We start from the raw sequence: 20,599 nt of genomic DNA, 5'->3' as shown, positions 1-20,599 counted from the left end.
CAGCAGTACTGGCAGTACCAGCAGCACCAGCAATACCAGAAGCACACCGAAGTACACCGAGGTACACCGCGGGCGCCTGACCAGGAGCACGCGACGTACGCCGGAGAAACCCTTGATTCGCTGCGAGGTCTCGGGGGGAGGCGAGCATGGAGACCGAGTCGGAGCCCTACGTCCGTCTTGCGTCCCTGCGGCAACTGCACCAGGGCATGGCCGACATGAACACGGCCCGCAGCCTGGCGGACACCTTGCAGACCGTCTCGGACGGAGTCGTCAGCGCCCTCGGGTACGAAATGGCGTGTGTGAACCTGGTCCGGCCGGACGGCGATCTGGTCGTCGCCGCCTTCTCCGGGAACCCCGCCGCCGAGGCCCTGATCACCGGCCGGGTGGGGCCCCGCGCCTCCTGGGAGCGCCGGCTGGGCATGGGCCAGGCGTGGGGCGACCTGGTGTTCATCCCCCACACCGAGGGCTGGATCCTCGACGACGACGACGTCCCGCAGTGGCACACCGACGGCCCCGAGCCGCGCTTCGAGGACGAGTGGCACCCCGCCGACCGGCTCTTCGCCCCGATGTATGTCTCCGGCCCGCAGAGCGGCGGCGGCTCCGGCGAACTGATCGGCGTCCTGTCCGTGGACCGGCCCCGCAACGGCCGCCGGCCCGGCGCCTGGGGCCGCGAGGCGCTCCAGATGTACGCCTTCCAGGCAGGCATCGCCATCAGTAACGCGCGTCTACGCGCGAATATGCAGCGGGCACTGGTCAGGCTGGAGCGCGAGCAGCAGGCGCTGCGCTCCAGCGAGGAGAGTTTCCGCCAGGCGTTCGAATACGCGCCGTCCGGTATGGCCATCGCCGAGATGGGCGGTGACCAGCACGGACGCGTACTGCGCAGCAATGACGCGCTGTGCCGGCTGCTCGGCCGCCCCGCCTCCGCGATGCGCCGCTACTCCTTCTCCGACCTGGTCCACCCCGAGGACATCGGCACCCTGCTGCGCACCTCCGCCGAGGGCGGACGCGCCGAACTGCGCCTGACCCGCCGCGACGGCACCTACGTCTGGGTCTCCCTGCGCAACAGCGTGGTCGCCGACGCCGCCGACGGGCCGCGGTTCCTGCTGACCCACGTCGAGGACATAGAGGAGCGCAAGCGCCGCGAGCTGCAACTCGCCCACCGCGCCTCCCACGACTCGCTCACCGGCCTGCCGAACTCCGCCGAGCTGCGCTCCCGGCTCTCCGCCCGGCTGTGCGCCCGCCCGCAGGCCGCCCACCCCAGCGATGTCGACGCCATGGACGCGGCCTACGGCCACCCCGCCTTCGACGCCAACGGCCACGGCTTCGACTACCGCCCGGACGCCACGGCCGACGCCTTCGACGGCTACGACCACCATGTGCACACCGTCGCCCCGGAGAACGAGCACGACGACGGCACCAAGGGCCTCGCCGTCCTCTTCTGCGACCTCGACGGCTTCAAGTCGATCAACGACCGGTTCGGGCACAACGCGGGCGACACCGTCCTCATCGAGGTCGCCCGGCGCCTCTCGCGCCAGGTGCGTGACGGCGACACGGTCGCCCGGCTCGGCGGGGACGAGTTCGTGATCCTCGCCGACGGTCTGGGCAGGGCCGACGCACAGGATCTCGCCGTACGGTTGCGCAATGAGATCATCCAGCCGATCCGTGCCGAGGGACGGGCCGTCCGGGTCGGCGCCAGCTTCGGCATCGGGTGGGCCCACTGCGGGATGACGGCGGACGAGGTGCTGAAGTCCGCGGACGAACGGATGTACGTCGAGAAACGATCTCGTCCCAAACAGCACAGGCGCGCGGGATGATCCGCAGGTCAGTGGTGTGAGGCGGGACGAGTCACCCGTTTGGGCCACGCGATCGGGGTAGGCTCGTTTTCTGACTCCCCCCGCACCGCTGTCCTACCGTTCCTTTCGCACCTGTTGAGGAGTACCTAGGGATGACGCCCGGCAACAACGGCGCGAGCACGCCCGAGGACGACGACCCGTTCGGCTACCTCTACGCCGACGGGCAGGCCAACGGCGCCCAGCCGCCGTCCGGCGGCTACGGCTATCCGGGCTCGGTCAACAGAGTGCGCACGGTCGGCGAGCGCCAGTACGGCCAGCAGACACCGGCCGCGCCCCCGCAGTACGGCCAGGTGCCCCAGCAGGGCGCCTACGGCAGGCAGCCCAGCGCCCACTACGCCGCGCCGGAGACCTTCCCGGGCGGCGCTCCCACCGCCCCGCAGCAGCAGGCGCGCGGCGGGGGCGGCGGCCGGGGCCGCGGCCCCAACACCAAGGGGCTGCTGATCGGCGCGATCGCGGTGGTCGCCGCGGTCGTCATCGGCATCAGCGTGGCCATGCTGGGCGGCGACGAGGAGCCGGGCGGCGACTCCCAGGCCGACTCCACGCCCAGTCAGCAGGAGGAGTCCAGCGGCGCCCCGAGCCCCTCGACGCAGGAGAGCACGGCCACCGAGGAGGAGCTTCCGCTCGTCGACGCCCAGACGCTCCAGCCCGGCGGCGGGGCGACGACCGCCTCGGACGTCGCGGGCGCCCAGTCGGACGGCGGGACCTATGTGACCGGGCTCAACCAGGTCGGCTCCTCGGTCACCTGGACCGTCAACGGCATCCCCGAGGACGGCACGTACACCGTCTTCGCGCGGTACAGCGCCGTCGGCGACGACCAGTCGATGACCCTCAACGTCAACGGCAAGCCCTTCGGCAGCAAGCTCAATCTCTCCAACTTCACCGGCTCCGACGACCCGGCCGAGGGCTGGACCGAGACCTACGCCTGGCCCACCCTCAACAAGGGCACCAACACCCTCTCCATCTCCTGCGAGACCGGCGACAAGTGCGATGTCCTGCTCGACCAGCTCTGGCTGAAGCAGGGCCAGGTCGAGGGCTGACCCCCGTACGCAGTCCTCGTACCCCGCTGGCGTGACGCCCGCGCCCGGCCCTCGTACCCCGCCGCCGTGACGCCCGCGCCCGGCCCTCACGCCGCCCCGGCCTCGCGCGTCACCGTCACCCGGCCGCGCAGCCGTTCGTAGGCCGCCCGGTCGAACTCGCCCGCCACCGGGGAGAGCGCGGACGCGGCGGCGAGTGCGGTGGCGCGGGCGAGCCGGTCGGCCCACGGGAGCCGTTCGACCAGACCCGACACCAGGCCCGCGACCGCCGAGTCCCCGGCGCCGGCCGGATCGCCGTGGATCCGGGCCGGGGCGGTGGCCCGCCAGCGGCCCTCGGACGTGGTGGCCAGCAGCCCGTCGGCGCCCAGGGAGGCGACGACCGCGCGGGCGCCGCGCCGCCGGGCGTCCTGGGTGGCCCGCAGCGGCTCGTGGGAGCCGGTCAGCTCGGCCAGTTCACCGGCGTTGGGCTTGACGACATCGGGGCGGGCGGCGATGCCCCGGCGCAGCGGCTCGCCGCCGGTGTCCAGCAGCACCGGGACCGCCAGGGCGCGTGCGGCGCGGATGAGGGCCGCGTAGGCGCCGACCGGGACGCCCGGGGGCAGGCTGCCGCACAGGGCCACCGCCGAGACGGACGCGAGGAGATCCTCGTACACCTCCTGGAAGGCGGACCACTCCTGCGGGGTGATGGGCGGGCCGGGTTCGCTGAACCGGGTGGTGTTGCCCGTGTGTTCGTCGACGACGGCTATGGAGCGGCGGGTGGGGCCGGACACGGGTATCAGGGCGTCCGTGAGGGCGGGGACGGTGGTGAGGGCGTCCTGGAGTTCGCGGCCGGTCGGGCCGCCCGCGAAGCCGGTGACCGTCACCTCGTGGCCGAGGGCCGAAAGGACCCGGGCGACGTTCACGCCCTTGCCGCCCGGTCGTTCGATCACCTCCGTGACCCGGTGCGAGCCGTGCGGCCGCAGGGACCGGACGCGGTAGGTGAGGTCGAGCGCGGTGTTGAGGGTGACGGTGAGGATCACCTGGCACGACCTCCCCCGGGAGACGAATGCGCTTGCCGTACGTGCCTTCGTCCCGATCATGCCAAAGAGACGGCGACCGGCCCAGCCCCGCGACCGGTCGCCGTCCCGTGGATCGCGGGAGGGATCAGGGCAGTTGGGGCGCCACGATCCACTCGCCGTGCCGCATCACGCCCCGTACGTCGAAGTCGTCGTCCAGCAGGACGAGGTCGGCGTACTTGCCGGGCTCCAGGGAGCCGATGGCGTCGGACAGGCCCAGGAGGCGGGCCGGGTTGACGGACAGCGCCTGCACGGCGGCCTCGACGGGGAGCCGGTCGACGGTCACCGCGCGCTTGAAGGCACGGTCCAGGGTGAGGGTGGACCCGGCGATCGAGCCGCCCTCCACCAGCCGGGCCACGCCCTCGCTGACCTCGACCTCCAGCGGGCCCAGCATGTAGCGGCCGTCGCCGAAACCGGCCGCGTCCATCGCGTCGGTGATGAAGGCGACCCGGTCGGCGCCCGCGTGATGGAACGCCAGCTCCAGCGCGGCCGGATGCAGATGCGTACCGTCGTTGATCAGCTCGACCGTGACCCGCGGGTCCTCCAGCAGGGCCGCGATCGGACCGGGGGAGCGGTGGCCGAGCACCGGCATGGCGTTGAAGAGGTGGGTGGCGACCGTCGCGCCCGCGTCGATGGCCTCCACCGTCTGCTCGTAGGTCGCGTCCGTGTGCCCGATGGCCGCGATCACACCGTGCTCGGCGAGCAGCCGTACGGAGTCCAGGCCGCCGGGGAGTTCGGTCGCCAGCGTGACCATCCGGGCCCGGCCGCGCGCCGCGTCGATCAGCTTGCGCACATCCGCCGGGTCCGGGTCGCGCAGCAGTTCCTCGGAGTGCGCGCCCTTGCGGCACGGCGAGATGAACGGCCCCTCGAAGTGGATGCCCGCGATGTCGCCCTGTTCGGCCAGCTCGGACAGCAGGCCCGCGCGCTGGGCGAGGAAGTCCAGCTCGCCGGTGACGGTGGAGGCGACCAGGGTGGTGGTGCCGTGCAGCCGGTGGGTGTGGATGCCCTTGAGGACGTCCTCGACCGTGCCGGAGGTGAAGGAGGCACCGCCGCCGCCGTGGTTGTGGAGATCGACGAAGCCCGGGACCAGCCAGTGGCCCGACACATCGACGCGGGGGGCGCTGTCCGGGGCGTGGGCGGCGATCCGGTCGCCCTGGACGGTCACCGAGCCGTCGTCCACCACGCCGGTCGGCAGGACGACCCGCGCGCCCGTGAGGACCTGGACGTGGTGCGGCGGCTGCGGGCCGGTCGGGGTGGTACGCGCGGTTCCCCGCGCCCCTGGGGCGGTTGCCATCAGGCCGATTCCTCCTTGTGGTCAGTGGTGGTGAGCAGATCCCAGGCCAGCAGTCCCGCGCCCAGGCACCCCGCCGTGTCGCCCAGGGCCGCCGGCACGATCGCCGGCAGTTTCTGGAAGGTGACCCGCTGCCGGACGGCGTCCCGCAGCGGTGAGAACAACGTTTCCCCCGCCTCGGCCAGGCCGCCACCGATGATCAGGGTGCGCGGGTCCAGCAGGGTGAGGGCGGTGACCAGGCCGTCGGCCAGCGCGTCGACCGCCTCCCGCCAGACCTCGACCGCCCGCGGGTCGCCCGCCTCGACGGCCTTCGCACAGTCGGCGGCGTCCGCGTCCGGGTCCCCGCCGGCCGCGGCCCATGCCTCGCTGACGGCGGCGGCGGACGCGAACCGCTCCAGACAGCCGTGCTGCCCGCAGGGACAGGGGGTGCCGCCGGGGCGTACGACGATATGGCCGATCTCGCCCGCGAAGCCGTGCGCGCCCGCCTCGACCCGGCCGTCGATGCCTATCGCGCCCGCTATCCCGGTGCCCAGCGGCACGAACAGGAAGCGGTCCGCGCCCCGGCCCGCGCCGATCCGGCCCTCGGCGAGCCCGCCGGCGCGCACATCGTGCCCGAGGGCGACGGGCACGCCGAGCCGGTCGGTGAGCAGCTTGCGCAGCGGCACGTCCCGCCAGCCCAGGTTCGCCGCGTAGGCGGCGATGCCCTCGGCCTCGTCGACGATCCCGGGCACCGCGACCCCGGCGGCCCGCGCGGGCTCGCCGAACCGTTCCTCCCCGCACGCGCGCAGCTCGGCGGCGAAGTCGAGGATGCCCTCGATCACCGCCTCTGGTCCGCGTTCGCGGCCGGTCGCCCGGCGCGTGGTGTGCAGGAGCGTGCCGTCCGCCCCGACCAGGGCGGCTTTCATCCCGGTGCCGCCCACATCGAGGGCGATGACGTGTCTCACGGGGGACAGTGTGACCCGTATACCCTGAGAGGTCTAGTCCATTCACGTGGTGTAGACCTTGATTCGTCAACCGGACGAGCAAAACAAGCGAACAGGGTGGGACCGGAGCGATGCAGCGGCGCAGAACGGCAATGATCGCGATGATGTCCGCCCTCGGCCTGACGGCGGGCCTGGGCGGTTGCGGTGTCGGCGACTCGGGCGATGTCACCCTGACCCTGATCGCCGCCGACTACGGCGACAACGAGGCCAACGGCTCCCAGGCGTACTGGGCGGACCTGGTCCAGCGCTACGAGGCGGACCACCCCGACGTGACGGTCGATGTCCGCGTCTACTCCTGGAACGACGTCGACCGCGAGGTCAAGGCACTGGTCGACGCCGGCACCCCGCCCGACCTGGCCCAGATCGGCGCCTACGCCGACTACGCCGACCAGGATCTGCTCTACCGGGCCGGGGATCTGCTCTCCATACCCGTCCAGGCGGACTTCGCCGACCAGTTGGCCCTCGCCGGGCAGGTGCACGGCGTGCAGTACGGCATGCCGTTCGCGGCGTCCACGCGGCTGCTCTTCTACAACAAGACCCTCTTCGAGCAGGCCGGCATCACCGCGCCCACCACCTGGGAGGAACTCGCCGAGAACGCCCGGCAGCTGAAGGACGAGGGCGTCACCACCCCGTACGCGCTGCCGCTCGGCGCGGAGGAGGCCCAGGCCGAGACCCTCCAGTGGCTGCTCAGCGGGGGCGGCGGCTATGTCGACACCAACGGCTCCTACGCCATCGACTCCACCGAGAACGTCGAGACGTTCACCTGGCTGCGGGACGAACTCGTCGGCGAGGGCCTGACCGGGCCGGTCGCGCCCGGCGAACTCAACCGCGCGGACGCCTTCGAGGCGTTCGCCGCCGGCGAGGTCGGGATGCTCAACGGGCACCCCTCCCTGATGAAGATGGCCACCGACCAGGGCGTCGAGTTCGGCATGGTGCCGATGCCCGGCGCCGACGGCGAGAGCGAGGCCATCATGGGCGTCGCCGACTGGATGATGGCCTTCAAGGAGAACGGCCACCAGGACCAGATCGGCGAGTTCCTCAACTTCGTGTACAGCGAGCGCAACGTCCTCGACTTCTCCCGCCGGTACGACCTGCTGCCGGTGACCGACTCCGCCTCCGAGGTCATGACCGCGGCCGAGGAGGACGCCGACCTCAAGCCCTTCCTCGACGAACTGCCCCTGTCCGAGCTGTACCCGGTCAGCCGCACGTCCTGGGCGACGGTCAGCGCCGAGGTCAAGAAGAGCATCGGCACCACGGCGAACCCGGACGGCAGCCCGTCGGTGGTCCTCGGCGAATTGCAGGCGACGGCGATGCGGGCGGAGAGCGGGACGGCGGCCGGGTAGGCGGGGGTGTCTGTCAGTGGGGGCGGCTACGGTTCTCGACATGGAACGGGAACGGGAACGGGACGCGCAGGCCCCCAGGGATGCTCCTGACCCTCCTGACCCTCCTGACTCTCTGGGCAGCCGGGAGCGGGGCATCCTCGCGCTGGAGCGCCGGGGCTTTGCGGGGCCGGGTGCGAAGGAGCGGGCGATCCGCGAGGAGCTGGGCCTGGCCCCGGTCCGCTACTACCAGCTCCTCAACGCCCTCCTGGACGATGCCAGAGCCCTGGAGCACGACGCGGTGACGGTCAACCGGCTCCGACGGGTGCGCCAGGCGCGGCGCGGCGAGCGGTGAGGTGTGGGCGGGGGCCGGGGGCGTGGATAGGGTCGGGGCATGGGCAGCCACGAGAGTGACGCGAACCATCTTCCGACGCCGGTGACCGAGGCCGGGCGGCTCGGTCTCGACACGCTGCTGGCCAAGCCACGATCCGCGGTGATCGCCCTCGACTTCGACGGCACGCTGGCGCCGATCGTCCCCGACCCGGAGCGGGCCCGCGCCCACCCGGACGCGGTCCGCGCGCTCACGGCCCTCGCGCCGAAGGTCGCCTCCATCGCCGTGATCACCGGGCGCCCGGCGGAGGTGGCGGTGCGGTACGGGGGTTTCGGCGGGGTCGCGGGGCTGGAGCACCTCGTCGTGCTCGGGCAGTACGGGGCGGAGCGGTGGGACGCGGCGAGCGGGGAACTGACGGCGCCGGAGCCGCCGGCGGGCATCGCGGCGGTGCGGGCGGAGCTGCCGGGGGTGCTGGCGGCGGCGGGCTCGTCGGCCGGGGGCGCGTGGATCGAGGACAAGGGCCGTGCCGTGGCGGTCCACACCCGGCGTGCGGTGGACCCCCAGTCGGCCTTCGAGGCCCTGCGCGCCCCCCTGACCGACCTCGCCACCCGCCACGCCCTGATCGTCGAGCCCGGCCGCTACGTCCTCGAACTGCGTCCGCCGGGCGTGGACAAGGGCGTGGCCCTGCGCGAGTACGTCCGTGAGGTGGGCGCCGAGTGCGTGCTCTACGCCGGCGACGACCTGGGCGACCTCCCGGCGTACGCCGCGGTGGAGTCCCTCCGCGCGTCGGGCACCCCGGGCCTGCTGGTGTGCAGCGCCAGCGACGAGGTCCCCGAGCTGCGGGAACGGGCGGATGTGGTGGTGGAGGGTCCGGCGGGGGTGGTGCGGTTGCTGTGGGGGGTGGCGGGGGTGATTCGCTGAGCGCGGCTGGGGGGCGGCTGTTGTGGGGGGTGGCGGAGGTGTTTGGCCGGGTGCGGGTGGTGGGTGGCTGGTCGCGCAGTTCCCCGCGCCCCTAGGGGGTTGGGGTGGAGCGCGTTCACCAGGACCGTCGGTGAGGTCCTCGCCAGACAAGCCAGCCTCGGCCGCAACGCCCCAGGGGCGCGGGGAACTGCGCGCTCAACCCCCACGCACCCGCACCCGACTACGTATCCTCCGCCCCCTCAGGGGCGCGGGGAACTGCGCGACCAGCCCCCACGCACCCGCACCTGGCCGCGCACCGTCAGACCCCTCCCCGCCCGGAGGGCACCCGCACCCCGCCGCCCACCCTCAGGCCCCCGCCCGGAGCGCCTCCAGCTGGTCCAGGAACCAGCGGGCCGGAGGCAGGGCCGTACCGGCGGCAGCCAGCCGCTTCGTGCGCTCGGCCCGCTCACCCGCGCTCATCACCAGCGCCGCATGCAACGCGGCAGCGGTCCCGCACACGTCGTACGGGTTCACCCCCACCGCGTCCTCCCCCAGTTCCTCCCACGCCCCCGCCTCCCGCGACAGCACCAGCACGCACCCCTCGTCGGAGACGACCGGCACCTCCTTGGCGACCAGGTTCATGCCGTCGCGGATGGGGTTGACCAGGGCCACATCGGCGAGCCGGTACGCCGCGAGGGAGCGCGCGAAGTCGTCCTCCAGGTGGAGCACGACCGGCGTCCACCCCGTCGTGCCGTACCCCGCGTTGATCTCCCCGGCCACCCGCCGCACCTCGGCCATGTAGTCCCGGTACACCGCGAGATCCTGCCGGGACGGGTACGCGAACGCCACGTGGACGACGCGCTCACGCCACTCCGGGTGGTCGTCCAGGAGCTGCCGGTACGCCAGCAGCCCCCGCACGATGTTCTTGGACAGCTCGGTCCGGTCCACCCGGACGATCGCCCGGCGCCCCGCGCCGATCTCCTCCCGCAGCACCCCCATCCGCCGCTCCACGTCGTCCTCGTGCGAGCGCCGCCGCAGGAAGTCCCCGTCGGCGCCCAGGCCGTGCACCCCCACCTCGGTGTCCCCGAGCCCGCCCGTGAACGCCTCGCAGCACGCCGTGAAGGCGTCCGCCCAGCGCCGGGTGAGAAAGCCCAGCCGGTCCGCGCCCAGCATCCCGCGCAGCACCTGCCCGGCGATGTCGTCCGGCAGCATCCGGAAGTACTCCGGCGGCGCCCAGGGGGTGTGGGAGAAGTGGCTGATGCGGAGGTCGGGGCGGAGGTCGCGGAGCAGCCCGGGGACCAGCGTCAGGTGGTAGTCCTGGACCAGGACCGCCGCCCCCTGCGCCGCCTCCGCCGCCAGCGCCTCGGCGAAGGCACGGTTGTAACTCTCGTACGACGTCCACTGGCGCCGGAACTCCGCGTCGAAGACCGGCTCCAGCGGGGTCTGGTACAGCATGTGATGGACGAACCACAGGACCGAGTTGGCGATGCCGTTGTACGCGTCGGCGTGCACGTCCGCCGGGATGTCCAGCATCCGTACGCCCGGCTCGCCGACCCCGCGCCGCACGGCCTCGCGGTCGCCGTCGCCGAGCACCGAGCACACCCACAGGGCGTCCGCCTCGGGGCCGATCGCCGACAGCCCGGAGACCAGCCCGCCGCCCCCGCGTTTCGCGTGCAGCGTGCCGTCGTCGCGTTGCTCGTAGGAGACGGGCCCGCGGTTGGAGGCGACCAGGACCCGAGCAGCGCCGAAGGTTGCAGCCATACGCCTCAACCTAGCCCGAGCCGTAAACGCTCAAACGTACGGTTCTGCCACCCGCCCGCCGTATACGGCGTCACCCGTGGCCTCACGCGACCTTGCGGGACGCGTACTCGGAGATCTCCGCCATCGGCGGCCGCTCCTCGGTGTCCACGGAGTACGTCCGCGGCTCGAAGCCCTCCTCACCGCGCTCGAACTGGGTGATCGAGGGCCGGACCAGCTGCCCGCGGGCCAGCCGCAGCTGCGCGGTGCGGTAGATCGCGGCGGCCATCCGGCCGAGCGCCTGTCCGTCCTGGTGCCGGTGCTTGCGCACCCCGACATCGACCTGGGCGAGCGCGTCGAGGCCCACGAGATGCAGGGAGTCCACCAGCATGCCCAGCTCGACGCCGTACCCGACGGGGAAGGGCAGCTGTTCCAGCAGGGAGCGGCGGGCCGCGTACTCGCCGCCGAGCGGCTGCACGAAACCGGCCAGCTGGGGCCAGTGCAGATTCAGCAGCGGGCGGGCCATCAGCTCGGTGACCCGGCCGCCCTGTCCGGCCGCGCCCGCCAGCGGACGGTCGTACATGCCCTTGACGAGGTCGATCCCGGGCTCGGTGAGCAGCGGGCCGACGATGCCGGACACGAAGTCCGAGGAGAACTCCTTGAGGTCGGCGTCGATGAAGCAGACGATGTCACCGCTCGTGACCAGCAGCGAGCGCCACAGCACCTCGCCCTTGCCGGGGACGGCCGGCAGCCGCGGCAGGATCTCGTCGCGGTGCACCACCCGGGCGCCCGCGGCGGCGGCCACCTCGGCGGTGCGGTCGGTGGAGCCGGAGTCCACGACGACGATCTCGTCGACGAGCGGCACCTGGTCCATCAGGTCGTGGCGGATCACCGCGACGATGTCGCCGACGGTCTCCTCCTCGTTCAGCGCGGGCAGCACCACGCTGACCGACTGGCCGGTGCTGCGCTTGGCGGCCAGGATGCGGTGCAGCGGGCGGTCGGTCAGGGACCAGGTGTGGGTCCCGAGCCAGCGCTCGACTTCTTCCAGCACGGTCCGCGGCTCCTCACTGTTGGGCTCGCACGCGATGGAACCCCAGGTCACCGGCGCCTCACCGGCGGTGTGATCCATCTCGCGGTACGGACGACTATCTCAACTGTCCTGGCCTTCGGTTACAGTCTTGAACAACGCTGATGACCATCGCATGTCGGGGGTCCGCGGCGCACACAACCGAACATATAACCGCAAGAACAACCGCATATTGCTCATCCAGAGGGGCAGAGGGAAACGGCCCGATGAAGCCCCGGCAACCCTCCAGCCGGTCTCGTAACCGATCGCTGACGATCGTCACCGCGAGGCTCCCGGCTAGGGAAGGTGCCAAATCCGTCTCACGACGAAATGCGTCGTGGGGAAGATGAGGAGAAAGGGCCTCGCCTCACATGGCTGTGCAGACTGTCGCGAAGACCGGCAATTCCACCATCGATCTCGGACCCGCCGCCGCGCTCTCCTGCCGCGAATGCGGCCATCGCGTCCCGCTCGGCCCGCTCTTCGCCTGCGAGGAGTGTTTCGGCCCGCTGGAGATCGCCTACGACTTCTCGGCCTACGACACCGAGGAACTGCGGGGGCGGATCGCAGCGGGCCCCGCGAACATCTGGCGCTACGCGCCGCTGCTGCCCGTCCCCGCGGACGTGGCCGACAAGCCCAACCTGAACCCCGGCTGGACCAAGCTCGTCCAGGCCGACAACCTGGCCCGTGAGCTGGGCATCACCGGCGGCCTGTATGTCAAGGACGACTCCGGCAACCCCACCCACTCCTTCAAGGACCGGGTCGTCGCCCAGGCCCTGGAGGCCGCCCGTGCCTTCGGCTTCACCACCCTGTCCTGCTCCTCCACCGGCAACCTGGCCGGCGCGGTCGGCGCCGCAGCCGCCCGCGCGGGCCTGCGCTCCTGCGTCTTCATCCCGCACGACCTGGAGCAGGGCAAGGTCGTCATGGCCGCGGTCTACGGCGGCGAGCTGATCGGCATCGAGGGCAACTACGACGACGTGAACCGTTTCTGCTCCGAGCTGATCGGCGACCCGGCCGGCGAGGGCTGGGGCTTCGTCAACGTCAATCTGCGGCCGTACTACGCGGAGGGGTCCAAGACCCTGGCGTACGAGATCTGCGAGCAGCTCGGCTGGCGGCTGCCCGACCAGATCGTGGTGCCGATCGCCTCCGGCTCCCAGCTCACCAAGATCGACAAGGGGCTCCAGGAGCTGATCAAGCTCGGGCTGGTCGAGGACCGGCCCTACAAGATCTTCGGCGCCCAGGCCGAGGGCTGCTCGCCGGTCTCCGCCGCCTTCAAGGGCGGCCACGACGTGGTGCGCCCGCAGAAGCCGAACACCATCGCCAAGTCGCTGGCCATCGGCAACCCGGCGGACGGGCCGTACGTGCTCGATATCGCGCGGCGTACGGGCGGGGCGGTGGAGGATGTGAACGACGAGCAGGTCGTCGACGCGATTCGGTTGCTCGCGCGGACCGAGGGGATTTTCGCGGAGACCGCCGGGGGGGTGACCGTGGGGGTCACCAAGAAGCTGGTGGAGAGCGGGGTGCTCGATCCTTCGCTGACCACGGTGGTTCTTAATACCGGGGATGGGTTGAAGACGTTGGACGCGGTTGCGGACACCGGGTTGACGGCGACCATTCGGCCCAGTCTGGAGTCGTTCCGCGAGGCCGGGTTGGTCTAGGTCCAGTTCCATTGAATTTGTCTGCGGGCCGGTGGGGGCTGGTCGCGCCCGCGCGGCGGAAGCCGCATATCGATAGCGCCCCGCGCCCCTTAAAGGGCGTTAGCTGACCGGAGGTTCAAAGTGAGCGTTACCGTTCGTATCCCTACCATTCTGCGGACCTACACGGGTGGGCAGGCCGAGGTTGCCGCTGAAGGGGGGAATCTTGGTGAGGTCATCGCGGATCTGGAGACGAAGCATGCCGGGATCGCCGCCCGGGTGCTGGACGATCAGGGCAAGCTGCGGCGGTTCGTGAACGTGTACGTCAATGATGATGATGTGCGCTTCGAGCAGGGGCTGGAGACGGCCACGCCCGACGGGGCCGGGGTGTCGATCATCCCGGCCGTGGCCGGCGGCTGCTGAGTCACCCACCGTTCGTCGAATTGCCCTCTCCGTGAGAGAAACGGAGGGGGCAATTCTGCATGGTTAAGCAGGGTAGAGTTGGGGAACCGCTGCCGTTCGCGTTCCGAGGCAGCGATGAGAAGTAGCCAAAGTGTGAGCTTCCTTTGCGTCTTTCGTTCTCTTTGTCGGGCCCGACTTGCCCCGGAGTCTGAGGAATTCTCCAGAAATTCCCGACCGGTCCTGCCCGGATTTCTCGTCCGATTGACCTGTTGCAGACAGCAGTTGGGCAGATACATTCGGCCGCGGTCGACGCGTTCCGGCGCACGCCCCCACCGATCGGGGGGTGAGGTCTGACCCGGGTCCGCGAAGTGTGGATCTGTGCAAGGGCCAGTAATAGGGGAGTTAGGCATGGCTCAGGGCACCGTCAAGTGGTTCAACGCGGAGAAGGGGTACGGCTTCATCGCGGTCGACGGTGGTGCGGACGTCTTCGTCCACTACAGCGCGATTCAGATGGACGGATACCGCACCCTGGAAGAGGGCCAGCGGGTCGAGTTCGAGATCTCGCAGGGCCAGAAGGGCCCGCAGGCCGATATGGTTCGCGTCACCGCCTGAACATTTCTTGCTAGGGAAGGGCCCGCATCCACTGGGTGCGGGCCCTTCCGCGTGCCCCCTCGACGCCCCGTCGGGGCGCCTCCGCGCCCCTGGTGGATCACGGCGGGCGCTTGCACTCTCCAGGGGCGAGTGCTAATCATTGGCGTTAGCACTCTGAAGGTGAGAGTGACAACGAAGGACCGGGTCGGTGAGGCCGCAAGCCGGGTGGGGCAAGGATCCACAGGGTGAGCGAGCCGTCCGTCGCGGGCGCGGGCGCGGTCCGAAGAATCACCCCCAGTCCTGGAGGGACCACTTCACATGGCCAAGATCATCGCGTTCGACGAGGAGGCGCGGCGCGGCCTTGAGCGCGGTATGAACCAGCTCGCCGACGCCGTCAAGGTCACCCTCGGCCCCAAGGGCCGCAACGTCGTCCTTGAGAAGAAGTGGGGCGCCCCCACGATCACCAACGATGGTGTCTCCATCGCCAAGGAGATCGAGCTCGAAGACCCGTACGAGAAGATCGGCGCCGAGCTGGTCAAGGAAGTAGCCAAGAAGACGGACGACGTCGCCGGTGACGGTACGACGACGGCCACCGTCCTGGCTCAGGCCCTGGTCAAGGAGGGCCTGCGGAACGTCGCCGCGGGCGCCAACCCGATGGCTCTCAAGCGTGGTATCGAGAAGGCCGTCGAGGCCGTCTCCGGCGCGCTGCTCGACCAGGCGAAGGAGGTCGAGACCAAGGAGCAGATCGCCTCCACGGCCTCCATCTCCGCCGCCGACACCCAGATCGGCGAGCTGATCGCCGAGGCGATGGACAAGGTCGGCAAGGAAGGCGTCATCACCGTCGAGGAGTCCCAGACCTTCGGGCTGGAGCTTGAGCTGACGGAGGGCATGCGCTTCGACAAGGGCTACATCTCCGCCTACTTCGCCACCGACATGGAGCGCATGGAGGCGTCGCTGGAGGACCCGTACATCCTCATCGCGAACTCCAAGATCTCCAACGTCAAGGACCTGCTCCCGCTCCTGGAGAAGGTCATGCAGTCGGGCAAGCCGCTGCTGATCATCGCCGAGGACGTCGAGGGCGAGGCCCTGTCGACCCTGGTCGTCAACAAGATCCGCGGCACCTTCAAGTCCGTCGCGGTCAAGGCCCCGGGCTTCGGCGACCGCCGCAAGGCGATGCTGAACGACATCGCGATCCTCACCGGCGGCGAGGTGATCTCCGAGGAGGTCGGCCTCAAGCTGGAGAACACGACCCTGGACCTCCTGGGCCGTGCCCGCAAGGTCGTCATCACCAAGGACGAGACCACCATCGTCGACGGCGCCGGGTCCTCGGACCAGGTCGCCGGCCGGGTCAACCAGATCCGCGCCGAGATCGAGAACAGCGACTCCGACTACGACCGCGAGAAGCTCCAGGAGCGCCTGGCGAAGCTCGCGGGCGGCGTGGCCGTCATCAAGGCCGGTGCCGCGACCGAGGTGGAGCTGAAGGAGCGCAAGCACCGCATCGAGGACGCCGTGCGCAACGCCAAGGCGGCCGTCGAGGAGGGCATCGTCGCCGGTGGTGGCGTGGCGCTGCTCCAGGCTTCCTCGGTCTTCGAGAAGCTGGAGCTGGAGGGTGACGAGGCGACGGGTGCCGCCGCCGTGAAGCTCGCCCTTGAGGCTCCGCTGAAGCAGATCTCCGTCAACGCCGGCCTTGAGGGCGGCGTCGTGGTGGAGAAGGTCCGCAACCTCACCCCGGGTCACGGTCTGAACGCCGCGACCGGTGAGTACGTGGACATGATCGCCGAGGGGATCATCGACCCGGCGAAGGTGACGCGCTCGGCGCTTCAGAACGCCGCGTCGATCGCCGCGCTGTTCCTCACCACCGAGGCTGTTATCGCCGACAAGCCGGAGAAGGCCGCCGCGCCTGCCGGTGGCGGTATGCCGGGCGGTGACATGGACTTCTGATCGGGGTTGCTCGATCTGCGTCCTTATGGTTCGAGGGCGACACCCTCCGGGGGTTCCGGGGGTGTCGCCCTCGGGCGTTTTTGGGGGAGGGGGCGCTTCGTGGTGGGGGGCTTGGGTGGTGGGGGCGGATGCGGGTTCGGTGGGGGCTGGTCGCGCAGTTCCCCGCGCCCCTAGGGAGATGACGGCTGCGTCCGTTCGAAGGGCCCGCGCCCCTAGGGAGATGACGGCTGCGTCCGTTCGAAGGGCCCGCGTGTCTGGGGAGGTGACGGCTGCGTTCGTTCGAAGGGCCCGCGCCCCTGAAAAGCCTCGGCCTCGCGCCCTTTTTGAGGTGTTCCGGGTTTCCCGGAGGGGGGATCTTTCTGTTCGTACGGTGCGCGGGGGAGGGGGTGGGGCGCTAGCGTGCCGCCTATGCGGATCCTCCAACTGTCCGATACTCATATCGAGCGGACCGCCGGACCCAACCGGCACGGCGTCGACCCCATCGAATCGTTGCGTCTGATGCTGGGTGAGCTGCGGCATCAGCGTGAGGTCGACGCGATCGTGGTCACCGGGGACATCGCGGACGACGGGGCGGTGGAGTCGTACGCGATCGCGCGGGAGTTGCTGGGGGAGTTCGCGGCGGGAATGCGTGTGCCGCTGTTCTTCACCACGGGCAATCACGACGACCGTGAGGCGTTCGGCAAGGTGCTCGGCAGCGGGCATCTGGCGGCCGACGGCTCGGACCTCGCCCAGACGGTCCTCTCCTCCGCCGAGGGGGAGCGGGCGGCGGTGAGCGTGGTGCGGGGGTACCGGTTCATCACCATGGACTCGCTGGTGCCCGGCGAGGTGTACGGCGGGCTGAGCGACGCCCAGCTGGACTGGTTGCACAACCTGCTGCGCACCAGTGCCCAGCGGGGCACGATCCTCGCCTTCCATCACCCGCCGATCGCCATGGACGTGGACATCCAGCGGACCTTCGGGCTGCGCAATCCGCGCGCGCTGGGGGAGGTGCTGCACGGCAGTGACGTACGGGCCGTGCTGACCGGGCACTTCCATCTCCAGCTCCTCGGGCTGCTCGCCTCCGTCCCGGTCTGGGTCTGCCCGGCCGTGGTCAACCGCGTCGACCTCACCGCCGACTGGGACACCGAGCGGATCGTGCGCGGTGCCGCCGCGTCCGTGATCGATGTGGGCGGGGCCGCGGGGCCGCTGTTCCACACCCTGCACGCCCGTGACCCGCGCGCCCACGAGACGCTGTCCGAGCGGGACGAGGACCAGGTGATGGACTTCATCGAAGCGCGGGGACGGATGCGCTGACCTGACCCGTATTTCTTGAGTAACTCAATCAATTCACCTATGCCCTACAGGTTGCCCATCGGCTCGATGTCCGTGCGGACCGGCGTTCCCCACACCCGTAGCACCTCGTAGTCGGTGAATTCGTGGACCAGGCGGTACGCCATCGCCGGGCGGGAGCCGCGGCGCTGGGCGGTGAGGTACAGCTCGGCCTCGTGGCGGTCGCGGCGCGGGGTGCCGCACAGCTGCCACTCCTGGCCGTTCCACAGCTCCGGCAGCCAGCGCTGCTGGGGCTGCGGCCGGTCGCCGCTCACCCCGTAGCGGGAGGGCGTGGCGGTGGCCGGGCCGCCGGGTCCCGCCGGGCCGTTGTACTCCGCCCGGCGGGCCGTGCGGCGCCGGGTCTCGCACAGCAGGCACAGGTCGGGGGCGCTCTCGTCGACCGGGCCGCCCGGATGCTCGGCGCACCGGGTGGTGGGCGCCGCCGTACTGACGCTGTCCTCCAGCAGATCGGCCGCGCGGCGCAGATCGGCGCGGATCTCGTGCAGCTTGGCGTCCGGGGTGGTCCCGCTCAGGGCGTCCCCGTGCTCGCCGAGGACCCGGAGGGCTCGGCCCACGGCGGTCAGTTGGGCGTGGTTCATGGCCTCAGTGTCGTACGGCGGAGGGTGGAGAGGTATTCGGTGGGGTGGTGTGGGGCGGGGCGGGCTCAGTTTCCGGTGTCCGGGGACGGGGACGGTGGTGGGCTCAGGGGGGTGTGCCGGAGGCCGACGGTGTACGTCGTGAGGAAGCCGGCCGCGTAACCGGTGAGGAGGCCGCCCGCGTACACCGCCGCCGTCAGGCCCAGGCCCCGGTTGCCGGCCAGCAGGGGGAACAGGGCCCAGCCGGACGGGCCGATCGCCGTCGCGCCCACCCGCACGCCGAGCATCGCGAACACCCCGATGAACGCCCCGCCCGCCGCCCCGCCCACGCACGCGGTCAGGAACGGGCGGCCCAGGGGGAGCGAGACGCCGTAGATGAGCGGTTCGCCGACGCCCAGCAGGCCCGCCGGGAGCGCGGACCTGATCGTCGTACGCAGTGCGGTGTGCTGCCGCAGCCGGACGTAGACGGCCGCCGCCGCGCCCACCTGGCCCGCGCCCGCCATCGCCAGGATCGGGAGCAGCACGGTGTAGCCCTGCTGTTCGATGAGGGTGGCGTGGATCGGGATCAGGGCCTGGTGCAGGCCCAGCATCACCAGGGGCAGGAACAGTCCGCCCAGGACCAGGCCCGCGAGGGCGCCGGTGGTGGTCAGCAGCCAGTCGGCGGCGGTGCCGATGGCGGCGGAGACGGCACCGGCGGCGTACATCAGCCCGTACAGCGTGGCCAGGCCCGCCACCAGCACGGTGAGAGTGGGGGTGACCAGCACGTCCAGGGCGGCCGGGACCCGGCCCCGGCACCACTTCTCGACGTACGTCCCCAGCAACGCCGCCGCGAGTGCGCCGAGGACGCCGCCCTGGCCGGGGGAGAGGGCGACGCCGAAGGCGGTCACCTGGGCGACGCCGGGATAGACGACGACCGCCGCGACCGCGCCCCCGAGGATCGGGGTGCCGCCGAACTCCTTCGCCGTGTTGTAGCCGACGAACACCGCGATCAGGGCCATGAACGCGGCGGCGATGGCGGCGAGCGCCGGGGTCACGCCGGGCAGCCAGCCGGCATTGAGCAGCAGCCCGTTGACCCCGGCGAGGATGCCGCAGCCGATGAGGGCCGGGATGAGGGGGACGAAGATGTTGGCGACGCGGCGCAGGACGGTCTTGGCCGGGGTGGCGTTGCGCCGCCTCCGCTCGGCGCGCAGTTCCTCGCCCTTCGCGGTGAGTTCCCCGGCCGAGGCTGCTGACGGCTCCGCGCTCAGCAGTTCCTCGAAATCGTGGGTCACCCGCGCCACCGTGCCCGGCCCCAGCACGATCTGGTACGTGTCGTCGGCGACGGTCCCGAGCACGCCCGGTACGGTCCGCAGCGCCGCGTCGTCGACCAGCCCGGGGTCGGCGAGGCCGAGGCGCAGGCGGGTCATGCAGTGGGCGACGGAGGTGACGTTCGCGGGGCCGCCGACCAGGGGGAGGAGGGCGGCGGCGAGGGTGGTGGGCTCGGGGCCCGCGGGTTCGGTGCGCACGTCCCCGAGCGTGCGGGTCAGTGGGGCGCGGCGGCGAGCGCGGCGCGCAGATGGCCGCCGGACTCCTCCAGAAGGCGGGCGGCGGTGGGGGCGTCGACCCCGGCCAGCAGGGTGAGGATGGCGTCCTTGACCTCGCCGTCGGTGGCCGCGAGGGCCGCTTCGATCTCGTCGTCGGCGGCGCCGGTGGCGAGGGCGACGATCCGGCGGGAGCGGGCGCGCAGCTTCTCGTTGGAGGCGCGGACGTCGACCATCAGATTCCCGTAGGTCTTGCCGAGGCGGATCATCGTGATCGTCGAGAGCATGTTGAGGACGAGCTTCTGGGCGGTGCCGGCCTTCAGCCGGGTGGACCCGGTGAGCAGTTCGGGCCCGACGACCACCTCGATGCCGTGCTCGGCGGCGGCGGCCAGCGCGCTGTGCGGATTGCAGGCCAGCCCGACGGTCAGCGCGCCCAGCGCACGGGCGTGTCCGACCGCGCCGAGGGCGTACGGCGTACGGCCGGACGCGGAGATGCCGACCACCGTGTCGTCGCCGGTCAGCGCCAGGGCGTCCAGGTCGGCGCGGGCCAGCTCGGGGGAGTCCTCGGCGCCCTCGACGGAGGTCACCATGGCGCCGGGGCCGCCCGCGATCAGCCCGACGACCTGGGCGGGGTCGGTGTTGAAGGTGGGCGGGCACTCGGAGGCGTCGAGCACGCCGAGCCGCCCGGCGGTCCCGGCGCCCGCGTAGATCAGCCGCCCGCCCCGGGCCATCCGGGCGGCGATGGCGTCGATGGCGGCGGCGATGGCGGGAAGGGCGCGGGCGACGGCTCCGGGGACGCCGGAGTCCTCGCGGTTCATGAGGGTGGCGAGGCCGAGGGTGGAGAGCCGGTCGATGTCCGCCAGCTCGGGCCGGAAGGCCTCGGTGGTCAGCTGTTCCAGTTCGGCGCGGATGTCCCGGGGCTCGGAGGTGGAGGTCATGAATCCGGACGGCTCTTTCCAGGAGGGATCTAGGGTTCGGTTTACGGTTGAGGTTTGGGGGGATTTAGGGGATTTATCGGATGGGCTGGGGGTGTGGGGCCGT

General features: G+C 71.4%; 18 protein-coding genes and 1 riboswitch. Of the genes, 10 read left to right on the top strand and 8 right to left on the bottom strand.

The features are described 5' to 3' along the window. Window positions 1-146 precede the first annotated feature (146 nt). Together cdgB and ACFRFC_RS10280 are read left to right on the top strand one after the other, a co-directional pair. Window positions 147-1,814: a diguanylate cyclase CdgB gene (cdgB, locus tag ACFRFC_RS10285; RefSeq protein ID WP_382684046.1), complete on the top strand. Its 1,668-nt coding sequence runs from the start codon at window positions 147-149 to the stop codon at window positions 1,812-1,814. A gap of 131 nt (window positions 1,815-1,945) precedes the next feature. After that, window positions 1,946-2,890, top strand: a complete 945-nt coding sequence (locus ACFRFC_RS10280; protein WP_382684049.1) for a carbohydrate-binding protein — start codon at window positions 1,946-1,948, stop codon at window positions 2,888-2,890. An 86-nt stretch (window positions 2,891-2,976) separates the two neighbouring features. Here ACFRFC_RS10280 and ACFRFC_RS10275 read toward each other — a convergent pair whose 3' ends face one another. From ACFRFC_RS10275 to ACFRFC_RS10265, 3 genes are all read right to left on the bottom strand, one after another. Continuing rightward, a complete protein-coding gene (locus tag ACFRFC_RS10275; RefSeq protein ID WP_382684051.1) occupies window positions 2,977-3,906 on the bottom strand; it encodes a 1-phosphofructokinase family hexose kinase in 930 nt (309 codons plus the stop codon). Between the two features lie 124 nt (window positions 3,907-4,030). Then, entirely contained in the window at window positions 4,031-5,236 is a 1,206-nt protein-coding gene (gene nagA / locus ACFRFC_RS10270) for an N-acetylglucosamine-6-phosphate deacetylase (protein WP_382684054.1), read from the bottom strand. Further along, window positions 5,236-6,177: an ROK family protein gene (locus tag ACFRFC_RS10265; protein WP_382684057.1), complete on the bottom strand. Its 942-nt coding sequence runs from the start codon at window positions 6,175-6,177 to the stop codon at window positions 5,236-5,238. The genes nagA and ACFRFC_RS10265 overlap by 1 nt, the downstream gene beginning before the upstream one ends. A 110-nt stretch (window positions 6,178-6,287) precedes the next feature. On the opposite strand from ACFRFC_RS10265, the gene ACFRFC_RS10260 reads away from it, so the two are divergent. The 3 genes from ACFRFC_RS10260 to otsB are packed head-to-tail and all read left to right on the top strand — an operon-like array spanning window position 6,288 to window position 8,787. Then, window positions 6,288-7,559 (top strand): ABC transporter substrate-binding protein, encoded by a 1,272-nt coding sequence (locus ACFRFC_RS10260; protein WP_382684060.1) that lies wholly within the window; start codon window positions 6,288-6,290, stop codon window positions 7,557-7,559. 40 nt (window positions 7,560-7,599) lie between these two features. Continuing rightward, window positions 7,600-7,890 carry a DUF3263 domain-containing protein gene (locus tag ACFRFC_RS10255; RefSeq protein WP_382684063.1) on the top strand — a complete coding sequence of 97 codons (291 nt, stop codon included), beginning with the start codon at window positions 7,600-7,602 and terminating at the stop codon, window positions 7,888-7,890. A 39-nt stretch (window positions 7,891-7,929) separates the two neighbouring features. Further along, window positions 7,930-8,787, top strand: a complete 858-nt coding sequence (gene otsB, locus ACFRFC_RS10250; protein WP_382684065.1) for a trehalose-phosphatase — start codon at window positions 7,930-7,932, stop codon at window positions 8,785-8,787. A gap of 345 nt (window positions 8,788-9,132) precedes the next feature. Here the strand turns inward: otsB and ACFRFC_RS10245 are convergent, their stop codons facing one another. Together ACFRFC_RS10245 and ACFRFC_RS10240 are read right to left on the bottom strand one after the other, a co-directional pair. Further along, on the bottom strand, window positions 9,133-10,527 hold the full coding sequence (locus tag ACFRFC_RS10245; RefSeq protein ID WP_382684067.1) for a trehalose-6-phosphate synthase: 1,395 nt from the start codon (window positions 10,525-10,527) through the stop codon (window positions 9,133-9,135). 82 nt (window positions 10,528-10,609) lie between these two features. Further along, entirely contained in the window at window positions 10,610-11,554 is a 945-nt protein-coding gene (locus ACFRFC_RS10240; RefSeq protein WP_382684070.1) for a glucosyl-3-phosphoglycerate synthase, read from the bottom strand. 209 nt (window positions 11,555-11,763) lie between these two features. Beyond that, window positions 11,764-11,922: riboswitch (SAM riboswitch) on the top strand. 18 nt (window positions 11,923-11,940) lie between these two features. Between ACFRFC_RS10240 and thrC the strand changes: the two genes are divergently transcribed. From thrC to ACFRFC_RS10215, 5 genes are all read left to right on the top strand, one after another. Next, complete coding sequence (gene thrC / locus ACFRFC_RS10235; RefSeq protein WP_382684072.1) at window positions 11,941-13,224, top strand: threonine synthase; 1,284 nt, start codon at window positions 11,941-11,943, stop codon at window positions 13,222-13,224. Between the two features lie 120 nt (window positions 13,225-13,344). Then, window positions 13,345-13,623, top strand: coding sequence for a MoaD/ThiS family protein (locus ACFRFC_RS10230; protein WP_382684074.1), 279 nt, complete (start codon window positions 13,345-13,347; stop codon window positions 13,621-13,623). Window positions 13,624-14,010: 387 nt separating this feature from the next. Beyond that, window positions 14,011-14,214, top strand: a complete 204-nt coding sequence (locus ACFRFC_RS10225) for a cold-shock protein (RefSeq protein WP_004986573.1) — start codon at window positions 14,011-14,013, stop codon at window positions 14,212-14,214. A 297-nt stretch (window positions 14,215-14,511) separates the two neighbouring features. Next, entirely contained in the window at window positions 14,512-16,134 is a 1,623-nt protein-coding gene (gene groL, locus ACFRFC_RS10220; RefSeq protein WP_355734230.1) for a chaperonin GroEL, read from the top strand. 408 nt (window positions 16,135-16,542) lie between these two features. After that, the gene (locus tag ACFRFC_RS10215) at window positions 16,543-17,427 is read left to right on the top strand and encodes a metallophosphoesterase (RefSeq protein ID WP_382684078.1); all 885 of its coding nucleotides are present in this window, start codon (window positions 16,543-16,545) and stop codon (window positions 17,425-17,427) included. 44 nt (window positions 17,428-17,471) lie between these two features. On the opposite strand, the gene ACFRFC_RS10210 is transcribed toward ACFRFC_RS10215, so the two are convergent. The 3 genes from ACFRFC_RS10210 to murQ form a co-directional block, all read right to left on the bottom strand. Further along, on the bottom strand, window positions 17,472-18,041 hold the full coding sequence (locus tag ACFRFC_RS10210; RefSeq protein WP_382684080.1) for a hypothetical protein: 570 nt from the start codon (window positions 18,039-18,041) through the stop codon (window positions 17,472-17,474). A gap of 65 nt (window positions 18,042-18,106) precedes the next feature. Further along, window positions 18,107-19,543 carry a PTS transporter subunit EIIC gene (locus ACFRFC_RS10205; RefSeq protein ID WP_382684083.1) on the bottom strand — a complete coding sequence of 479 codons (1,437 nt, stop codon included), beginning with the start codon at window positions 19,541-19,543 and terminating at the stop codon, window positions 18,107-18,109. A gap of 17 nt (window positions 19,544-19,560) precedes the next feature. After that, window positions 19,561-20,496: an N-acetylmuramic acid 6-phosphate etherase gene (murQ, locus tag ACFRFC_RS10200; RefSeq protein ID WP_382684085.1), complete on the bottom strand. Its 936-nt coding sequence runs from the start codon at window positions 20,494-20,496 to the stop codon at window positions 19,561-19,563. Window positions 20,497-20,599: the final 103 nt, after the last annotated feature.

The organism is Streptomyces sp. NPDC056734 (assembly GCF_042790455.1).
In the GTDB taxonomy this organism is placed as follows: domain Bacteria; phylum Actinomycetota; class Actinomycetes; order Streptomycetales; family Streptomycetaceae; genus Streptomyces.
This window is presented reverse-complemented; position numbering and strand designations above follow the sequence as displayed.

Excerpts from the sequence above, each read along its gene's own strand:
- ACFRFC_RS10260 (WP_382684060.1), top strand. The coding sequence starts at position 6,288 with ATGCAGCGGCGCAGAACGGCAATGATCGCGATGATGTCCGCCCTCGGC.
- nagA (WP_382684054.1), bottom strand. The coding sequence starts at position 5,236 with ATGGCAACCGCCCCAGGGGCGCGGGGAACCGCGCGTACCACCCCGACC.
- ACFRFC_RS10245 (WP_382684067.1), bottom strand. The coding sequence starts at position 10,527 with ATGGCTGCAACCTTCGGCGCTGCTCGGGTCCTGGTCGCCTCCAACCGC.
- cdgB (WP_382684046.1), top strand. The coding sequence starts at position 147 with ATGGAGACCGAGTCGGAGCCCTACGTCCGTCTTGCGTCCCTGCGGCAA.
- groL (WP_355734230.1), top strand. The coding sequence starts at position 14,512 with ATGGCCAAGATCATCGCGTTCGACGAGGAGGCGCGGCGCGGCCTTGAG.
- ACFRFC_RS10280 (WP_382684049.1), top strand. The coding sequence starts at position 1,946 with ATGACGCCCGGCAACAACGGCGCGAGCACGCCCGAGGACGACGACCCG.
- ACFRFC_RS10225 (WP_004986573.1), top strand. The coding sequence starts at position 14,011 with ATGGCTCAGGGCACCGTCAAGTGGTTCAACGCGGAGAAGGGGTACGGC.
- ACFRFC_RS10210 (WP_382684080.1), bottom strand. The coding sequence starts at position 18,041 with ATGAACCACGCCCAACTGACCGCCGTGGGCCGAGCCCTCCGGGTCCTC.
- ACFRFC_RS10215 (WP_382684078.1), top strand. The coding sequence starts at position 16,543 with ATGCGGATCCTCCAACTGTCCGATACTCATATCGAGCGGACCGCCGGA.
- murQ (WP_382684085.1), bottom strand. The coding sequence starts at position 20,496 with ATGACCTCCACCTCCGAGCCCCGGGACATCCGCGCCGAACTGGAACAG.
- otsB (WP_382684065.1), top strand. The coding sequence starts at position 7,930 with ATGGGCAGCCACGAGAGTGACGCGAACCATCTTCCGACGCCGGTGACC.
- thrC (WP_382684072.1), top strand. The coding sequence starts at position 11,941 with ATGGCTGTGCAGACTGTCGCGAAGACCGGCAATTCCACCATCGATCTC.
- ACFRFC_RS10255 (WP_382684063.1), top strand. The coding sequence starts at position 7,600 with ATGGAACGGGAACGGGAACGGGACGCGCAGGCCCCCAGGGATGCTCCT.